The organism is Exiguobacterium alkaliphilum (assembly GCF_018138125.1).
In the GTDB taxonomy this organism is placed as follows: domain Bacteria; phylum Bacillota; class Bacilli; order Exiguobacteriales; family Exiguobacteriaceae; genus Exiguobacterium; species Exiguobacterium alkaliphilum.
In genome coordinates this window covers 2,479,171-2,497,198 of sequence record NZ_CP073101.1, presented here as the reverse complement: position 1 = coordinate 2,497,198, position 18,028 = coordinate 2,479,171, and the positions used below count along the sequence as shown (strand labels likewise).

The following is an 18,028-nucleotide window of genomic DNA, read 5'->3' as shown; positions in this document are numbered from 1 at the left end:
TGTGCCTCCTAACGTTTTCTAAGGGTACATGCGGCCTTTCCAAGTGATCGGTTGTCGTCTCCATTTACGGATGACCGCGCTTGCAAGCAACGCCAAGTAGGCGATGAGGCTGAACGGATGCAACCAAAACTGTCTTCCCCCTGATTTCAAATTGATGGCGAGCCGTGCGAGTAGGACGCAGAGGACCGCTCCGAGCGAATACCAGTCGGGCCGGACGAGTAGGGCGACGAACGCCGATGCTTGGACGCCGTAATAAAGAAAGAAATAAAGGGCGATGCCCACTGATTCATTCATTCCCTTGAATACGTTTTTTGAAAACCCGTTCCATACTTCTTCATTCGTGGCATACATGTCACACGTGATATACGGCGACACTTGTACGAGCGACGTCAATTTTTTTCGCCGTTTGAACTCCCGGCATAAATCGATGTCATCAATCAAAGAGTTGTGAATCGAGGCATGACCACCGACCTCGTCATAGCTCGTCCGTTCGACGAGGACGTTCATCCCGTTCGCTGCGGCGAAAGCGGGGTGACGGACTTTTCGCCAAAACAGCGGCAAGTGTTGGGCGATCAAGACGTGTTGCATCGGGATGAGCAGTTTTCCGAGCCATGTCGGGGTCGGGAAACGAGGGAAGCCGGACAAAAAGACGACTCCCTCACGCAGACGTGTCCCGTGTAGCCGGTCGATGAACGTCGGGTCGATGGTCACGTCGGCGTCGAGGAACAAGAGGTACGGTTCCGTCGTCCGGCTCGCCAACTGATGGCAGGCATGAACCTTCCCTGCCCATCCTTCGGGGAGCGGCACCCCACGAAAGATGGTGAAGCGGGGGTCGTCCGCAATCGATTGGACGAGCGCGGCGTATGTACCGTCGTCGGACCGGTCTTCGTATAAATAGACGTGACTCTCACGTGGAACGGCTTCCTTTAAGCTGGCGATCAGTTTCGGGACGTTCCGCTCCTCGTTCCGGAGTGGGATGCAGACGGCCGTCGGGGGAGAAGCGACGGGCTTGGTGAGCGGTTGTAAAAATAACAGGTTGACGAGCGTGAAGACGAGCATACAAAACGTCAGCGCGAATAGAATCATCGGCCGCCCCTCCTGAATGTCAAGAGGTGTTCGGTCCAGTCCGCGAGACTCCGCTTTGGCGGGAATAGGGGGACATAGTTCGTCGATTGTTCGATGACATCGGCGCGCGTGTCGTCATAGAGCCGCTCGAGCGCCTCTGCCAACTCGCGCTTTTGGAGCCGTCTCGTTTCTGAGACGACCGTATAGTTCCGAAACCGGACGTACACGACCGGTGCGGCATGTGACTCGAACGCATAATAGATGGCGCAGAGCCGCACATCGGGTTTCGTCAGGAGCATCGTCGCCCCGGTGCCAATCTCGAGCGGGCGATGTTCTTGCGGGTACTCCCGTCCTTGTGGGAACACCCAGACGGACTTGCCTGCTTCGAGCAAGTCGGACGCATAGCCGAGCGAGGCCCGCACTTCGGACAAGTTCCCTTTTTGAATCGAAAACGCGCCGAGATGACGAAAGAACGGGAAGCGTCGCAAGCCTTCCTCATCCATTAAGACGTGGACGTCATGTCGTAAGTAATGCTGATTCAGCATGAGCAGGATGAGCCCGTCCCAAAACGAGCTGTGGGTCGCAAGGAACAGGCCAGGGGTCGGGACGTCATCGGCGCGTACGTTAATCGTATGGAAGAACGGACGGATTTGACGCTCTTTCACAAAAAGCGAGAAGACGTCATTGAACCATTTCTTTTTGTTCGACTCGATCATGGCGGACCCTCCGTTCGAAGTAGATGACGCTTGCGGTCAAGATGCTGAGCACGCCGATGCCGTACAAACCGGCGTTGACGGCCGTCACACCGAACAAGGCGTGCAACATGACGAACAAATAGCGGCCGTGCGTCAACAAGAGCGGTTCGGCTTCGACCTCGTAGCGGTCGAGCACCCACGAGAAGATGAGCGACAGACCGAACCAACCGAGGAAGTTCTGCGTCGGGATATCGTAATATATTCCACCGTTCGCCCATTCCCAATACCCTTTCACGTTCGCAGCGACCGGGTCGATCGCCATGTCGAGCCAGACGGCGAGAAACGGGACGAGCCAGAGCGTGCGTCGTTGAAAGTTAAAAAAGCGTGCCACGGCAAAACTTGCCCCGATGACGGCGAGCCAAGCGGCCCCGATCGTGACCGGGACACCGAACACGGTCGGACCGAACGCCTCGGCATAGAGATACTCGCTGAACGGGAAGCCCGTCTTCACACCGAGCGTCTCGACGGCGATTGACCCGAAAAAGATGAACGGGACGATCCATCGGGCGTGACGGACCCCGTCGGCAATCACGAACGCTCCGATGGCGCCAGCGAGCCACAAGAATACCGGGTTCGCCCATTCGAGCCAACTTGGGAGCAGGTCGAAACCGACCAAGATGACCCCGATGACGTACCAAACAACAAACCATTTCCAAATCCATGGATACACTTTCATTTCATCACCTCAAATACTATTCTAAAGAGGTTTTACTCGGGCGTCTAATGAATGCGTGCAAAAAAAGAGCCCCTCATGTCGAGGAGCTCGTCAGTTTGCCATGCTATTCCGCTTTTTGACGAACGAGAAGGCGATGAAAAGGATATAAAACGGTACGGCGATGAACCAGAATGACGGCCACTCTTTCCAACGAGCGAAAATCATGTACGTCAAGTAGACGAGGCTGACCGTGATGATGAATGAGTGACGCGGGAGCGGCACTTCTTTAAAGCTCGGGATGCGGACGCGGCTCACCATGAGGAGCGCGAGCCCCGTGAAAAAGATTGGGGTGAGTAGTTCGCTGACACGATCGCCGAACGTCGTGACGACAGCGAGTAGACCGCCTGCAGCCGTGATCGGGACACCGGAGAAGTAACTCGCAGTGACGTTCGTCGCCGACAAGTTGAACCGGGCCAGGCGATAGGCACCGAAGAGCGGGAATAAGGCGGCGAAGAACAGACCGTAGTTGCCATAGTCGATGAAGAACGTGTAATAGGCGAGTAAGGCTGGAGCCACGCCGAACGTGACGACGTCAGCGAGCGAGTCGAGCTCTTTTCCGAAATCCCCGGCGACGCCGAGCATACGGGCGAGCCGTCCGTCGAGACTGTCGAGCATCATGGCGATGATGATGAGTAACGTCGCGTTTGAGAAATCACCGCGCGCCGCATAGACGATGGCGATGACCCCGCAAAATAAGTTACCGAACGTAAACGAGTTAGGAACCCATGACCGGATTCGTTCTTTCCACATAATATTGCCTCCAATTTCTATTGAGTGAACCAGCGACCGTTCGTGAAACGGAGCAAATCGTCTGGCGTGAGTTCGAGTTGGGCGCCGCGTTTACCGGCGGAAATGATGATCGTTGCTTTTTCTTTCGCACTGTCGTGCAAAAAGACGGGGAACGCTTTTTTCGCCCCGATCGGTGAGACGCCACCGCGGATGTATCCGGTAAGCGCTTCAAGTTCTTTCATCGGGACAGGTGTGACTTTCTTGACGCCCCAAGCTTTCGCGGCCGCCTTTAAATCGATATCACGGTCGCCGGAGATGAGGAAGAAGGCGTGGCGCTTCTGTTCGCTTTCGAGACAAATCGTTTTATACAGTTGGTCGACCGGTTTTCCCATCGACGCAGCGACGTGGCTCGCCGATACGTCCGACGGGTCCACCACGTATGTATGGAACGTGAACGGAATGTTTCGTTGCTTCAATTGTCGAGCGGCGTTCGTCAGTTGCATCAAGCCCACCCTTTCGTTGAATGACTTCTCTAAGAATAGCAAATAGTGGTAGTGTCGGGCAATCGTACACACGAAGTTTTCATGTCAGGAAGGAAACAGTTTACGAAATGGCGAAATGAATAGCGATTCATTTATGAGAAGGGGGAGCAATAGACATGGAAACGATTCAAATCACGCGACATAACGGGGTAGGCTGGCTCAAATGGAATCGGCCTGAAAAGTTGAACGCGTTAAACGAGACGCTCTTAAAGGAGGCGACCGAGGCGATGAAAGGCCTCGTAGCTGACGAGGACGTACGCGTCATCGTGCTCGTCGGGGAAGGGCGGGCCTTCTCATCCGGTCAAGACTTGACGATTGAAGGGGATGCCGATTACGGGACATATTTAGAAGACGTGTATCATCCGCTCGTACGCGCGCTCGAGTCGTGCAAAAAACCGCTGATTGCCGGCATCCATGGGGTCGTCGCCGGTGCCGGGCTCAGCCTCGCGCTTGCTGCTGACGTCCGCATCGTGGCACGCTCGACGAAATTCAGCTCGGCGTTCATTAAAATCGGACTCGTCGCGGATGCGGGCGGACCGTATCACTTGAAGCGGTTGATGCGACCAGACCTCGCGCTCAGCTGGATGTGGAGCGGGCGGACGATTGACGCCGAACAAGCGGAACGCTTCGGTCTCGTCACCGAGCTCGTCGAAGATGACGCCTACACAAGAGCGTTGACGGAGTACGCCGAGGCGCTCGCGAAGCAGTCGCCGGTCGCCGTCGAAGGGATGAAGGCGCTATTCCGGACCGAATCGTTCGAGGCGGGGCTCGAAGAAGAGATTCAGTGGCAACGAAAATGTGGACAGACCGAGATTCATCGGCAAGCGATGCACGCCTTTTTGACGAAAAAATAAAGAGTGTGGGCAAATGGAGGAGATATTCGAAAAGGGTGTAGACGTTGGTCGTCTACACCCTTTTCGTTATGCCGTTGGTTTTGCTTCGAACTGGAAGCCTTTCTGTTGCCACGTGCCATACTTCCAACGCCGGAAGGCGAAGAAGCCGCGGAACCACTCGTCGAGTGAGAAGGCGAGCCAAATGCCGAGAATGCCGAGCCCCATTTGGAGGCCGAACAAGTAACTGAAGACGACGGCGACACCCCACATCGAGGCGATCCCAATCATGACCGGGAAGCGGACGTCCCCGACCGCTTTCAGCGAGCCCATCAAGACGATGTTCATCGCCCGCCCTGGCTCAAGGATGAGCGTCGCCCATAAAATCGGAATGCCGACTGCGATAATATCCGGGTTCGACGTGAACAAGCCGAGCAACGACTTCCCGAAGACGGCGAGGCCGAGCGAGGCGACGAGCGACGAGAACATGGCGATTTTCAGTGTCCGTACGGCTCGTGTATAAGCCTCCTTGAACCGTTTCCCGCCGATGTCACGTGCAATCAATAGCTGTGTCCCTTGTGCGATGGCGACAGTGAAGAGAAAGGCGAGCATCGACAAGTTCATGACGTACACACGCGCCGCGAGCGACGCCTCACCCATCGTCGCGATGAAACCAGTGATGATGATTTGTGAGAACTGATACGATAAGTTCTCGCCGGCAGATGGCACCCCGATTTGAAGGAGCGCCTTGATGTCGTCACCTTGCGGGCGAATCAACTCTTTAATCGGGAAGCGAAGCATGAGCCGTTTTTTGACGATCCAGAACAAGAGCACCATCGCCGCGAAGCGGGCGATGACGATGGCCCAAGCGACACCGGCCACACCGGTCACCGGCAGGCCGAACCAGCCCGTGACGGCAAGCATCGCCCCGATCGCCGTGATGACGTCGATGAGGAGCGTCGCGAGCATGGCGTGCTTCGTCATCCCGTGGCTGCGGAGCACCGCGCTCAGTGCCATGATGAGCGCCTCGGTGAAAAGGGACAGACCGACGATCTGTAAGAACAACAGACCGTGAGCGAACAGTTCGTCGGACAAGCCGAACAGACGAAGGAACGTCTCGCCGAACAAGAACACGAAAACGACCATGAAGACACCGAGCCACATGTTCAAGCTGACGGCGGACCGGGCGAAGTCCCGGCTCTTCTTCATCCGGTTGGCGCCGATTGCTTGGCCAATCAAAATCGTGGCACCGACCGACGTGACGCTGAAGACGATTAAGAAGACGTTCAAAATTTGGTTAGCGACCCCGACGGCAGAAGCGGCGGCATCGGAATAGTGGGCGAGCATGAGTGTCGCAATAATCCCGGTCCCCATATGGAGCGCGAGCTCGATAAAGATGGGCCATGAGATTTTGAACAGGCTGAGCTGTTCGGTGTTTTTGTTCGGCATGTGTATTCTCCCTTGTTTCTACAATTCTCTCTATGAAATATTTACGATTTAAAATTCACAAATGTCATGTTACTCCTTTTGAAATGAAAAAGAAAGGGATTTGGTAAATTATTTTCAACAAAAAAAACACCCGCCGAAGCAGGTGTTTGAGGAATATCATTTCATCTTCAAAATCGCTGTTCCGTACGGGGCAAGTTCGACTTCGAGCGAGTCCAAATCGCGGTCGTTGAGCAAGTCGTAAGCGCTTCCTGTATGGCCGAGCGGGTTGAGTACCGACGTCGTGTCTGAGTTATTGAAGTATATCAAGTACGTCTCATCTTTCGTACACCGCTCGATGATGAGGGCGTTCTCTTCGTCATCGACGAGATTGAACCGATACGAGCCTGCGTTCGCGAGCACCGGATGCTCTTTACGAAGTTGAATCAATTTCTTCGTGAAACGGAACAACTCACGGTCTTCTTGTTCTTCGTCCCATGGCATGCAGCGGCGGCAGCCCGGGTCTTGTTCACCTTCGAGTCCGATCTCATCTCCATAGTAAATACATGGACTGCCCGTATACGTGAGCATCGATGTCATGAGGAGTTTGAACTTGCCTTTATGGCCTTTCGCCCGGGTGAGGGCACGCGGCGTGTCGTGAGAGTCGATCAAGTTGAACGTCACTTCGTTCACGTTCATCGTGTTCATCATCTCGACGCGCGTCAACTCGTCGCGGAACTGTGATGCCGTCGTCCGGTCGAGCGCGAAATAGTTCAAGCTCGCGTTCGTGAACGGGTAGTTCATGACCGCATCGAACTGATCGCCTTGAAGCCACGGTTGGGCGTCATGCCAAATCTCACCGAGGATGTAGGCGTCCGGGTTCGCTTGTTTCACGGTGCGACGGAAGTCTCGCCAGAACGCATGGTCGACTTCGTTGGCGACGTCTAGACGCCAGCCGTCAATGCCGAACTCCTCGACCCAATAACGGGCGACTTCTAATAAGTAAGCTTTGAGCGCAGGATGCTCGGTGTTGATTTTTGGCATATTCTTCTCGAACGCGAACGTGTCGTAGTTCGGCTTCGGCGTCGTCTCGATCGGGAAGTCGCGCAAGTAGAACCAATCCCGATACTCCGAGTGGGAACCGTTCTCGACGACGTCTTGGAACCACGGATGATGGTAACCGACATGGTTGAACACAGCGTCAAGCATGACTTTGATGCCATTCGCATGAAGCAAATCGACGAGTTCTTTAAATTTCTCTTTCGTCCCGAACTGAGGATCGATTTCCATATAATCGAGCGTATCGTACTTATGGTTCGTCGTCGCTTTAAAGATCGGGCAGAAATAAATACCGGTAATGCCAAGGTCGACGAGATGGTCGATATGGTCGATGACCCCTTGGAAATCCCCACCGAAGAAGTTTGTGATTGTCGGCTCGGTGCTGTTCCATGGAAGCGTCTCTTCTGGATTGAGCGACGGGTCACCATTTCCGAAGCGGTCCGGGAAGATTTGATACCATACCGTGTCTTTCACCCAAGACGGGGCGTGGAAGATGTCGATCGGATTGATGAACGGGACACAGAAGTAGTAACCGGTATCGTCGAGCGGTTTGTCTTCGAACCAGCCTTTCTCTGTGAATACGGCCGTCTCATTACCGTCATGAAGACGGAAACCGTAGCGGAGACGACGGAAAGGAGGTTTGACGGCGATGAACCAATAGTCGTATTGGTCATCGTGGCCGATTTTTTCCATCGGTGTCTCGAACGTCCGCCAGAAGCTCGGCTTGTCCGGGTCGAAGTTCCACATGGCCGGATCTTCCGAGTGCCAGTCGTAAGGATCGTTCCAAATTAAGTCAACCGATTGGATATCATTTCTTTTTGTATGAAAACGAATGTGAATCGTCTCCCGGTCATACTTGTAAACGAAAGGGGACATGGCGCGATGGTAAATAGCTTCTTTGATCAAGTGAAATCGTTCCTTTCTCTATTGGGGATATAACCATTTTACACTGTCGATTCTGAAATGAAACAACAGTTGCGAAAACGTTTGCTCAAGCAAAGGTTAATAAAGCGTTTACATTTTGTCAATCGTACATCACAATAATTATTGAAGAAACGACGACAAAAAATTAAAAAAGAGATAAATGGGTTAACGGCAAGAAAAAATCCTAAAAAAAAGACTTGTAAAACGCTTACACAACTGTATAATAAAAATTGAGGTGAGGATGCAAACGTTTTCACTGAGCAACTGATTTCGTAGCGGATTTGAATAAAATCAGTCGTTCAGCGCGGTTGCGCAAATCTGACCATACTAATTTCCTTGGGGAGGTTTTTCATCATGAAGATGAAAAAGATGGTAGCAGGACTTTCAACAGCAGTATTCGCATTCGGTGCACTTGCTGCATGTGGTGGCGGTACGGACAACGGTTCGACGAATGAAGGCGGTTCTTCTAGCGAGAACAAGCCAGAAAAAATCGTAATTTGGGAAGATATTGAAAAGTCGGAAACGACGAAAGAAGTTGCCAAGGCGTTTGAAGAAGAGCATGGCGTCGTAGTTGAAGTCGTCGAAGTACAGATGACGGACCAAAAAGACAAGTTGGCCCTCGATGGCCCAGCTGGTAAAGGTCCTGATATCGTTCTCGTACCACATGACCAAATCGGAACAATTGCTGACCAAGGTCACTTGGCACCGCTCACTGACGAAGGCGCACTTGACGCGTTCACTGACGCTTCGAAATCAGCTGTCATGTTCGACGGACAAGCTTACGGGTATCCAAAATCAGTTGAAACACCAGTCCTCATGTTCAACAAGGACTTAGTATCTGAAGCACCTGCGACAATGGATGAGTTGTACGAGTTGTCGAACGAGGTGAAAGGTGACGGCGAATACGGTTTCCTCGGTCTTTGGGATAACTTCTACTTCGCACACGGCGTCATCGCTGGCTTCGGCGGTTACGTATTCAAGGAAGATGGCGGCGCGCTCGACCCGGCTGACATCGGCTTGAACAACGAAGGCGCGGTTGAAGGATTCGAGTACATCGGCAAATGGTACGAAGAAGGCCTCTTCCCTAAAGGGTTGATCGGCGAGTCTGGTGGCCAAGCGATGGACCAACTCTTCACTGAGAAGAAAGCACACACAGTCATGAACGGACCATGGGCCGTAGCTGGTTACCAAGATGCCGGCGTCAACCTCGGAGCGTCTGCAATGCCGACACTTCCAAACGGTGAGCCAATCAAGACGTTCATGGGCGTGAAGACGTATGCGCTCTCTGCTTACACAGAGAACCAAGAGTGGGCTGAAATGTTCCTCGCAGAACTCACGAACGAAGAGAACGCATTGAAGATGTTTGAAGCTTACAACGAGATCCCACCAGTAGCTGCTCTTGAGACGAACGAGACAATCACGTCGAACGAAGTAGCGAAAGCGGTATTCGATCAAGCGACAAACGCGATCCCAATGCCTAACATTCCTGAAATGGGACAAGTTTGGGAGCCAATGGCACAAGCACTTCAGCTCGTTGCAACTGGCAAGCAAGATGCACAAAAATCAGCTGACGATGCTGTGAAAGTCATCGAGCAACAAATCCAAGCGAACAACCAATAAGGAACTGAAATGACGGGGTACGCCAACTGGCGTTCCCCCTCATTTTCTAGAATTGAGCAAACGCTTGCTCGATTGATTTGCTCAAATTGAAAGGAGAAATTGAGGATGGCTTCAATTCCGAAACCGAACACGCCGGATCAACGTCCGGACAAACCGACCAACCATGCCCGGAACGCCGCATTACTCTCGATCATTCCGGGAGCCGGACAGTTTTATAACAATCAACGTGCGAAAGCGATCGCTTTCTTTATCGTCATTATGTCTTATTTCGCAGTAAACTACGATCTCTTTTTCAAAGGCGCGGGCGCAGGACCTGGCGACCGTGGTGGCCTTTGGGGATTGATCACGCTTGGCGAAGTAGCAGGACCTCGTAACGACCACTCCATCTTCTTGATGGTAGAAGGTATTGTCGCATTAATCTTACTGTTCTTCGGGATTGCGTTTTACATCTGGAACATTCGTGACGCATACCGAGTCGGTCGCATTCGTGATCAGCACCTAAACGTGCCAACGTTCCAAGTGCAGCTTCGCAACTTGCGTGACCACGGATTCCCATACTTGATGTTGATCCCGTCACTCATCTTGCTCGTCTTCACTGTCGTTTTACCGCTCATCTTCACGTTCTTGATCGCTTTCACGAACTACCGCTACAATAACGCACCACCGGCGAAACTCGTCGAGTGGATCGGATTCAGCAACTTCACGAGCATCTTCCAAATCGACATCTGGCGTGATACGTTCGTCAGCGTCCTCGGTTGGACGCTCGTCTGGACGGTCGCTTCAACGGTCGGTGTCATCGCGATCGGGATCTTCCTTGCGGTTCTGTTGAACCAAGAAGGACTCCGTTTCCGTCGCTTGTTCCGTTCGATTTTGATCTTGTCATGGGCCGTACCGGCGTTCATCACGATCTTGATTTTCCGTTCGATGTTCAACGAATCGTTCGGTGTGTTCAACACGACGATCCTCCCGGCGTTCGGGCTTGACCCGATCAGTTGGATGACGGACCCGACGGCGACGCGAAGCGCGCTCATCTTGATTCAGTGGTGGCTAGGCTTCCCGTTCATCATGACGCTCATGACGGGTGTGTTGCAGTCGATCCCGGGTGACTTGTATGAAGCCGCGACGATTGACGGCGCAACAATCTTTGATAAGTTCCGCTTGATCACGTTGCCGATGCTCTTGTTCGCAACAGCACCGATCTTGATCACGCAGTTCACGTTCAACTTCAACAACTTCAACTTGATTTATCTCTTCAACGGTGGGGGACCAGCTGTGCCAGGACAGACGGCCGGCGGTACCGACATCTTGATCTCATGGATTTACAAATTGTCTCTCGGTGCCAACCCGCAATACGGACTTGCGGCTGCGATCACGCTCATCTTGTCATTCTTCATCATGACACTTGCCGTCATCCAGTTCCGTCGGACAAAATCTTTCAAAGACGAGGATATGATTTGATATGAAAAAACAAAAACGAATCAATCTGGCGCTCTCTTATGTCATCTTGACGTTGGCGTCGATCATCATCCTTTATCCGATGCTTTGGGTAGTGGGGACGTCGTTCAACCCGGGACGTACGATCACGTCGAAAATCATTCCGGACAATCCGACGCTCATTCACTATAAAAACTTGTTTGATCTAACGATTTCAGATTATAGTTTATGGTATGTGAATACATTGAAGATTGCCTTCATCACGATGGCACTCGCGGTCATTCTCGTTACGATCACCGGTTATGTATTCTCGCGTTATCGTTTCGTCGGACGGAAGAACTCGCTCATCTTGTTCCTCGTCTTGCAAATGGTGCCGCAATTCGTTGCCATCATCGCGATTTACGTGCTCCTGAACATGCTCGGTCTTCTTGACACGCATACGGCGCTCATCCTGCTGTACGCCGGCGGGGCGATTCCGATGAACACGTATCTCGCCAAAGGTTACTTCGATACGATTCCGAAAGAGCTCGATGAAGCCGCTCGGATGGATGGTGCCGGTCACCTTCGTATCTTCTGGCAAATTATTTTGCCGCTCGCGAAGCCGATTGTCGCAACGATTGCCCTGTTCAACTTCATGGGCCCGTTCAACGACTTTATCTTGGCATCGCTCGTCCTTCGTTCACCGGAGAAACAGACACTTGCGGTTGGTCTCTATAACATGATTTCTCGACAGTTCGACAACAACTTCACGTTGTTCGCGGCAGGCGCCGTCCTTTCGGCCCTCCCAATCGTGCTCTTGTTCTTCATGTTCCAACGCTACTTCGTCTCGGGTCTCACTGCGGGTGGTACGAAAGGATAATACTCACTTAAGGGGGAAGCGATATGAGGCGAGGCGTCGTGCTCGTTCTCCTGTCGCTTCTTTTGTTTCCTACAATTGTCGGAGCGAAAGAAGCAGCAACATGGGAACAAGAACGCATGTACTTTATTATGGTCGACCGGTTCGTTGACGGAAATCCCGATAACAACGACCAAGTCGACAAAAATGACCCGAAAGCCTTCCATGGCGGAGATATTCGAGGCGTCATTGAAAAGCTCGATTACATCGAGTCGCTCGGTTTCACGTCCATCTGGTTGACGCCGGTGTTTGAGAATATGCCGGACGGCTACCACGGCTATTGGATTAAAGATTTTTATGAGATCGACCCGCAGTTCGGGACGAAAGAAGATTTACAGGAACTCGTCGACGAGGCGCATAAGCGAGACATGAAAGTCATCCTCGATTTCGTCGTCAACCACGTCGGCCCGGGTCATCCTTGGGTCGAAGAGAAGCCAGACTGGTTCCATGACGAGTTACCGATCGTTTTATGGAACGATCAAGAACAAGTCGAGACACATTGGCTCTTTGACTTGCCGGACTTTAAAACCGAAGACCCGGAAGTGAAAGACTACTTGATCGAGGCGGCGACGTACTGGATTGAAGAGACCGGCATCGACGGCTATCGTCTCGATACGGTCCGCCACGTCGACAAGCCGTTTTGGGAAGATTTCGTCGAAGCGGTGCGTGCGGTCGACCCAGACTTTTATCTGTTAGCCGAGGTGTTCGACCCGAACCCGCAATATGTCGCTGAATATGATGACCTAGGCTTCAACAGCATCACGAACTTTACGTTTTATGACCGCGTCGCCAAGACGATGGCGCAAAAGCAGGCGAACGTCGACGAGATCGATGTCGCCGCAAGCTACGCCCAGACGTTCTTCAACGACCCGAACCAAATGGCGACGTTCCTCGACAATCACGATGTCGAACGGTTCATGCACGTCGCGGAACGGGGCGGTGCCGAATCGGCGGAACGAAGATTGCGTCTCGGATTGTTCGCACTCTATGCGTCGCCGGGTATGCCGATTGTCTTCCAAGGGACAGAGAACGCACAAACGGGCGGGGCTGACCCAGCCAACCGGGAGATGACCGAATTCCCGGGAAATGAAGACCTTCACGGTTACGTCGCGACGATGAACCGGATGCGGGCCGAATATCCGGTGTTCGCGACCGGTGAACAACGCCTCATCGCCTCTAAAGACGGCATGGCCGTGTTTGAACGCCGTGACGGTGACGACGTCGCCTTATATGCAATCAATATGAACGAAGAGGACAGAGAGATTCAATTCGAGGTAAGCGAAGTCGGTGAAGATACACGTCTTCGCGGTCTCCTGTTCTCGCAACTCGTCACCGACAGCCGTGGCACGTTTACCATCAAACTGTCAGGTGAGAGCGCGAACGCCTATATCGTCGAAGAGTCAGAAGTGAACATGTGGACGATCGGCCTGCTCGTGATCGCCATCCCAATCTTTTTGACGGGGCTCGTGATGTGGAAGCGCCGGAGAAGCGTTAACTGACAACAGGGAATCAAGAACTAACGGAAGCAAGGGGGAGCACCATGCAAATCACGATTAAAGATGTCGCGAAACATGCCAACGTCGCACCATCGACGGTGTCACGTGTTATCGCGAACAGTCCACGAATCAGTCAAAAAACGAAAGAGCGCGTGCGCAGTTCGATGGAGGAACTCGGGTACCATCCGAACATTCATGCACGTAGCCTCGCGAACCGCTCGACAGAGTCGATCGGTCTCGTCATGCCGAGTGCGGCCACAAAGACACTGCAAAACCCGTTCTTCCCGGAAGTGCTTCGGGGAATCAGCACGAAAGCGCATCAGAACGGATACTCGCTCTATATGACGACGGGCGTCACAGAGGAAGAGGTATTGTCGGGCGTCATCGAGATGGTGCAAGGCCGCCGTGTCGATGGTGTCATCGTCCTTTATTCGCGAGAAGATGACAAAGTCGTCCAGTATTTACGTCAAACGAAATTCCCATTCGTCGTGGTCGGGAAGCCGTTCGGGGATGCTTCATCGATCACATACGTTGACACGGACAACTATTTGGCCGGCCGGGAAGTGACGAAGCATCTGTACAACCTCGGTCATTGCTGCATCGCCTTCATCGGTGGGTCGGATAAACTCGCCGTCACGCAAGATCGGCGTAACGGGTATGCCACGGCGCTCATGGAAGCGGGCATCCCGGTGCGCGAGGATTACATCGCGCGGGCCGAGTTCATGACGAAAGGCGGGGCAAAAGCCGTTCGGGAGCTGCTTCAACTCGAAGAGCCGCCGACAGCCGTCGTCGTCAGTGACGACATGATGGCGCTCGGTGTCATCAGCACGCTCAGTGAGATGGGGCTGAAAATTCCAGAGGACGTCGCGGTCGTCAGCTTCAACAACGTCTACATCGCCGAGCACTCCAATCCACCGCTGACCTCGGTCGAAATCAACATCTTCGGCCTCGGGTTCGAGGCGACGAACTGCCTAATCGAGCAAATCGGCGACAGTGCGCCGCCGTACGGGAAACGCGTCATCGTGCCGCACTATCTCGTTGTACGTCAATCGTGTGGGCAAAAGAAAGCCGGGCAACCGGTCGAGTAAACATGAACCTTTCGTCTTCGGGCGAAGGCACTGAAAAACTTTTAATGATTTTGAACAGAGGAGCGTCGTCCCGGTATGGATGACGCTCCTCTGTTTTCCGCTGTTTTCATCGCCCTTCAGCCGCCCTGTCCGGCACGCCGCTTTCCTGGGGGCGGGCGTCGAGCCGCAACGCGACGTCGTCGCTGCTGGGTCTCGCCTTGCCCGCTAATTCCCCGGGAGTCGGCGTGCCCTCGGGCGGCGCTGTAGGCGCCTTGCATTCCGGACTATACTGACCGTAACACCAAATTGGAGGCCATCCCGATGATGCCCGACCTGCCGAACATGCCGCCGAGCCCGTATGTGGCGCTCTATGACCTGTTGACCCGGCCGATGACGAGCTGCAGCTCATCCACGACCTTGTCCCGTTCGATCACATCGTGGGCGACGAGGCCAAGTCGAAGCCTTACAGCGTGTCATTGAAGTCGAGGGAGCACAGCGACCAACTCGATTATGAGCAGACGGATGATTTCAAGGACCATCACCGGAAACGCTTTGCCATCGAGGCGAAGAACAGCCAACTGAAGAACCCGCACGGTCTGGTGCGCAACAAGACGCCAGACCTGAAAGGCATGACGTTACAGGTGGTGATGGCCATCGTCGCGGTCAATCTGAGGCGGATTATCACCCTCCGGAAAGAGAAGACAGATTAAAGGCAAGGAAAAAAGACCATCGGCCCGACACAAGTCGGATCAATCGCCTTTTTCACGTTCTCACGCTCGGATAGTGCGAAGGTTTTTCAGTGCCCTCTCTTCGGGCGGGAGGTTTTTTTCGTGCATATAATGGAAGGTCGTTCAATCGGACAATAGTCACAACGTTACAAACTGATTACAATCATGAAAGAAATGCATGAAACGGAGTTGCAAGGGAACATATACACTACCGGCAGGATGGCAATTCATAGCGAATCGGCCTAGCCTATAACCAAAAAAATAAAGATTTTGAAAGGGAGATACAATCATGGATAACAAACGTTACGTAGGAACTTACTATCAGGAGTCAGAACTCGTGTCAAAAATTGATGAGCTCCGTGCTCAAGGTCATCGTGAAGAAGACTTGTACGTCGTTGTGAAAGATAAATCGAACCTTTCAATGGTTCGTGGCGAAACCGATGCAGAAGTGAAAGAAACGAAGGCATCATGGCTCGACCGCTTCTTCGGCGTGTCAGATGGCGCAGACGAAGTCCGTCATACGTTCGACAAACTCGGCTTCTCAGAAGAAGAGACGGCACGCCACCATTCAGATATCGAGAACGGCGGCTTCGTCCTCTTGCTTGATACGGACGATGGTGTCCTCGATAACGGACGGAACGATACGTTCGAAGGACGTACGTCAGCAGGCTACGGTTCAGAAGGGAACGAGGCTGGAAACATGACGGCTCGTGACCCGATTGGTACAGGTGTCGGAGCAGCCGGAACAGGTCTTGACGCGACGGGATCGCATCATGACTCGACGCGTCACCACGACATGGACGAGGATATCCGTAACCGCACCGACTTGACGGACGAGCAGAAGTTGCAGTTGCATGAAGAACGTCTACAAGTGAACAAAGAGCGCGTCCAAACGGGCGAGGTTCGCGTCGAGAAAGACGTCGTCGAGCATGAAGAACGCATCGATGTCGAAGTCGAGCGTGACGAAGTGTATGTCGAGCGACGTCCAGTCGACGGTGACCGCGCCGCGACAGACCACTCGTTCGATGCGACGAACGATCGTGACGAGATTCGCGTTCCGGTGACGGAAGAGCGGGTAGATGTGACGAAGAAAGATGTCGTCGCTGAAGAGATTGTCGTCGGCAAGAAAAAAGTGAAGGATACTGAAACAGTACGCGAGACAGTCCGGAAGGAAGAAGCCCATATCGAGGGTGAAGATGACCTCCGCAAGCGTGACGGTGACCACACACGCCGTGACGACCGCGACCGCCTCTAATTTGACCAAGTACCTGAAGAAGGATGGTTCTCTCTAAAGGGACCATCCTTTTTTTACGACATACTTTAGGAGGAATGAGACATGAGACAAGCCATCATTTCTGAACTGTTCGACGATGCCACGGCGTTGCTCGCGCGGACGGTCGACTTGAAACGAGAAGGTTACGACGAAGGAGACATGTTCGTGCTCGTCAAACGTAAAGAGACGGGAGAGGCCGTGAAACGTCAATCGAATCTATACGTTCTCGTCGCCGACGACCCGCAGGCGATCGCTTCGCTCGTCACATCGAGCGAGCGTCCGGTCGAGCGATGGCTCGGCAGTATGCGCTTGACGCCTGAAAGACAGGAGACGTTCGCGCAGGCGATCGAGCAAGGAAAGTTGTTCCTCTACGTCGACGCGGAACAAGGCGAACGGCTCGAAGCAGAGACAGCGACCCGTCGAAAACAAGCGACAGACACCGAAGAACAAACGCTCGCCCTGCATGAGGAACGGCTCGACGTGAAGAAGCGAGCGGTCCAAACCGGTGAGCTCGTCGTGAACAAACGTGTCACCGAGACCGATCAAGAGATTGAAATCCCGATTCGGAGGGAACAGTTACACGTAGAGCGCAAAGACGGCTCGCTAGAAGAGATTGAAGACTATGATTTCGACCGACCGGGCATCCGGACGATCGACGAAGGCGATCACCTTCGGATTCAAGTTATCGAAGAGCGAGCGTTCATCGTCAAGCGACCTGTCGTCGTCGAGGAGATCATCGTGCATAAGCACGTGCGAGAAGACGTCGAAACGGTCACGGAGACGTTGCGCAAAGAAGAGGTTGACGTTCGGCAAGTCGGCGATGCCGACATCGACGTCGATTCTTCATTAACAAAGCAGGAGGATGAGAGGATATGAGTAGAAGAAGGTTTGTCGGTACGTACCATGACGAGGCATCGCTCGTCTCGAAAATCGATCAATTGAATCACGACGGATATGAAGAGAAGGATCTGTTCGTAGTCGTCAAAGATGAGGACAACGTCTCGCTCGTCGAACGGAAAACGGACGCCAAAGTCGAAGAAGCGTCGGCGTCTTGGTTGCAAAAATTCGCTGGCGTCGCGGAAGGCGAGCAAGAAGTAAAACGTGCGCTGCTCGATCTCGGACTCGCGGACGATGATGTCAACGAAGCATATCGGGACATTTTGAACGGCGGGTACGCCTTGATTCTCGATGAACCGGATACCGGCTTCAACGACGGGGACAACCCGGCGTTTGAAGGGCATGAAGGCAATGCGACGTTCGGCCGCGATCGCGACGTTTGATTTGGAACGGCTTCGGGGGAATTCGAAGCCGTTTTTGTCTGCCGTAAACTGTGAGGAAAAAAAGAAAGAAAAAGTTCTATGCAAACGATTGCATTCTTCGTTGAGTCGTGTAAAATGAGAGGTGAGATTGAAATACAGCGCTTTCATAGACAAACGGTTGCATGATTTCGTTGTCTAATGAACAGTAGCCT

The 18,028-nt window shown here is 53.1% G+C and carries 17 protein-coding genes; 10 read left to right on the top strand and 7 right to left on the bottom strand.

What is annotated here, in order from left to right; genetic code table 11:
• Positions 1-18: 18 nt before the first annotated feature.
• The 5 genes from KB235_RS12900 to ybaK form a co-directional block, all read right to left on the bottom strand.
• Entirely contained in the window at positions 19-1,086 is a 1,068-nt protein-coding gene (locus tag KB235_RS12900) for a glycosyltransferase family 2 protein (RefSeq protein ID WP_211779855.1), read from the bottom strand.
• Positions 1,083-1,781 (bottom strand): lysophospholipid acyltransferase family protein, encoded by a 699-nt coding sequence (locus tag KB235_RS12895; RefSeq protein ID WP_034807211.1) that lies wholly within the window; start codon positions 1,779-1,781, stop codon positions 1,083-1,085. The genes KB235_RS12900 and KB235_RS12895 overlap by 4 nt, the downstream gene beginning before the upstream one ends.
• Positions 1,747-2,496 carry a carotenoid biosynthesis protein gene (locus KB235_RS12890; protein WP_034807212.1) on the bottom strand — a complete coding sequence of 250 codons (750 nt, stop codon included), beginning with the start codon at positions 2,494-2,496 and terminating at the stop codon, positions 1,747-1,749. Before KB235_RS12890 ends, KB235_RS12895 begins: the two co-directional genes overlap by 35 nt.
• A gap of 90 nt (positions 2,497-2,586) precedes the next feature.
• Entirely contained in the window at positions 2,587-3,285 is a 699-nt protein-coding gene (gene pssA / locus KB235_RS12885; protein WP_211779854.1) for a CDP-diacylglycerol--serine O-phosphatidyltransferase, read from the bottom strand.
• 17 nt (positions 3,286-3,302) lie between these two features.
• A complete protein-coding gene (ybaK, locus tag KB235_RS12880; RefSeq protein ID WP_034817746.1) occupies positions 3,303-3,767 on the bottom strand; it encodes a Cys-tRNA(Pro) deacylase in 465 nt (154 codons plus the stop codon).
• Positions 3,768-3,922: 155 nt separating this feature from the next.
• On the opposite strand from ybaK, the gene KB235_RS12875 reads away from it, so the two are divergent.
• Positions 3,923-4,660, top strand: coding sequence for an enoyl-CoA hydratase/isomerase family protein (locus tag KB235_RS12875; protein ID WP_034807217.1), 738 nt, complete (start codon positions 3,923-3,925; stop codon positions 4,658-4,660).
• A 66-nt stretch (positions 4,661-4,726) separates the two neighbouring features.
• Here the strand turns inward: KB235_RS12875 and KB235_RS12870 are convergent, their stop codons facing one another.
• On the bottom strand, positions 4,727-6,085 hold the full coding sequence (locus tag KB235_RS12870) for an MATE family efflux transporter (RefSeq protein WP_211779853.1): 1,359 nt from the start codon (positions 6,083-6,085) through the stop codon (positions 4,727-4,729).
• Positions 6,086-6,241: 156 nt separating this feature from the next.
• Complete coding sequence (locus KB235_RS12865; RefSeq protein ID WP_211779852.1) at positions 6,242-8,026, bottom strand: glycoside hydrolase family 13 protein; 1,785 nt, start codon at positions 8,024-8,026, stop codon at positions 6,242-6,244.
• A 372-nt stretch (positions 8,027-8,398) separates the two neighbouring features.
• On the opposite strand from KB235_RS12865, the gene KB235_RS12860 reads away from it, so the two are divergent.
• The 9 genes from KB235_RS12860 to KB235_RS12820 all read left to right on the top strand — a co-directional run bounded on the left by KB235_RS12860 (position 8,399) and on the right by KB235_RS12820 (position 17,837).
• Complete coding sequence (locus tag KB235_RS12860) at positions 8,399-9,664, top strand: extracellular solute-binding protein (protein ID WP_211779851.1); 1,266 nt, start codon at positions 8,399-8,401, stop codon at positions 9,662-9,664.
• Between the two features lie 105 nt (positions 9,665-9,769).
• Complete coding sequence (locus KB235_RS12855) at positions 9,770-11,122, top strand: carbohydrate ABC transporter permease (protein ID WP_029335768.1); 1,353 nt, start codon at positions 9,770-9,772, stop codon at positions 11,120-11,122.
• Position 11,123: 1 nt separating this feature from the next.
• On the top strand, positions 11,124-11,957 hold the full coding sequence (locus tag KB235_RS12850) for a sugar ABC transporter permease (protein WP_024371837.1): 834 nt from the start codon (positions 11,124-11,126) through the stop codon (positions 11,955-11,957).
• A gap of 23 nt (positions 11,958-11,980) precedes the next feature.
• Positions 11,981-13,492, top strand: a complete 1,512-nt coding sequence (locus tag KB235_RS12845; protein WP_034817738.1) for an alpha-amylase family glycosyl hydrolase — start codon at positions 11,981-11,983, stop codon at positions 13,490-13,492.
• 41 nt (positions 13,493-13,533) lie between these two features.
• Complete coding sequence (locus KB235_RS12840) at positions 13,534-14,577, top strand: LacI family DNA-binding transcriptional regulator (RefSeq protein WP_211779850.1); 1,044 nt, start codon at positions 13,534-13,536, stop codon at positions 14,575-14,577.
• A gap of 449 nt (positions 14,578-15,026) precedes the next feature.
• Positions 15,027-15,266 (top strand): transposase, encoded by a 240-nt coding sequence (locus tag KB235_RS12835; protein WP_211779849.1) that lies wholly within the window; start codon positions 15,027-15,029, stop codon positions 15,264-15,266.
• 307 nt (positions 15,267-15,573) lie between these two features.
• On the top strand, positions 15,574-16,539 hold the full coding sequence (locus KB235_RS12830) for a YsnF/AvaK domain-containing protein (RefSeq protein ID WP_034817731.1): 966 nt from the start codon (positions 15,574-15,576) through the stop codon (positions 16,537-16,539).
• Between the two features lie 81 nt (positions 16,540-16,620).
• Entirely contained in the window at positions 16,621-17,433 is an 813-nt protein-coding gene (locus tag KB235_RS12825; protein ID WP_211779848.1) for a YsnF/AvaK domain-containing protein, read from the top strand.
• A complete protein-coding gene (locus tag KB235_RS12820; RefSeq protein ID WP_211779847.1) occupies positions 17,430-17,837 on the top strand; it encodes a general stress protein in 408 nt (135 codons plus the stop codon). The genes KB235_RS12825 and KB235_RS12820 overlap by 4 nt, the downstream gene beginning before the upstream one ends.
• The last annotated feature ends 191 nt before the right edge of the window (positions 17,838-18,028 follow it).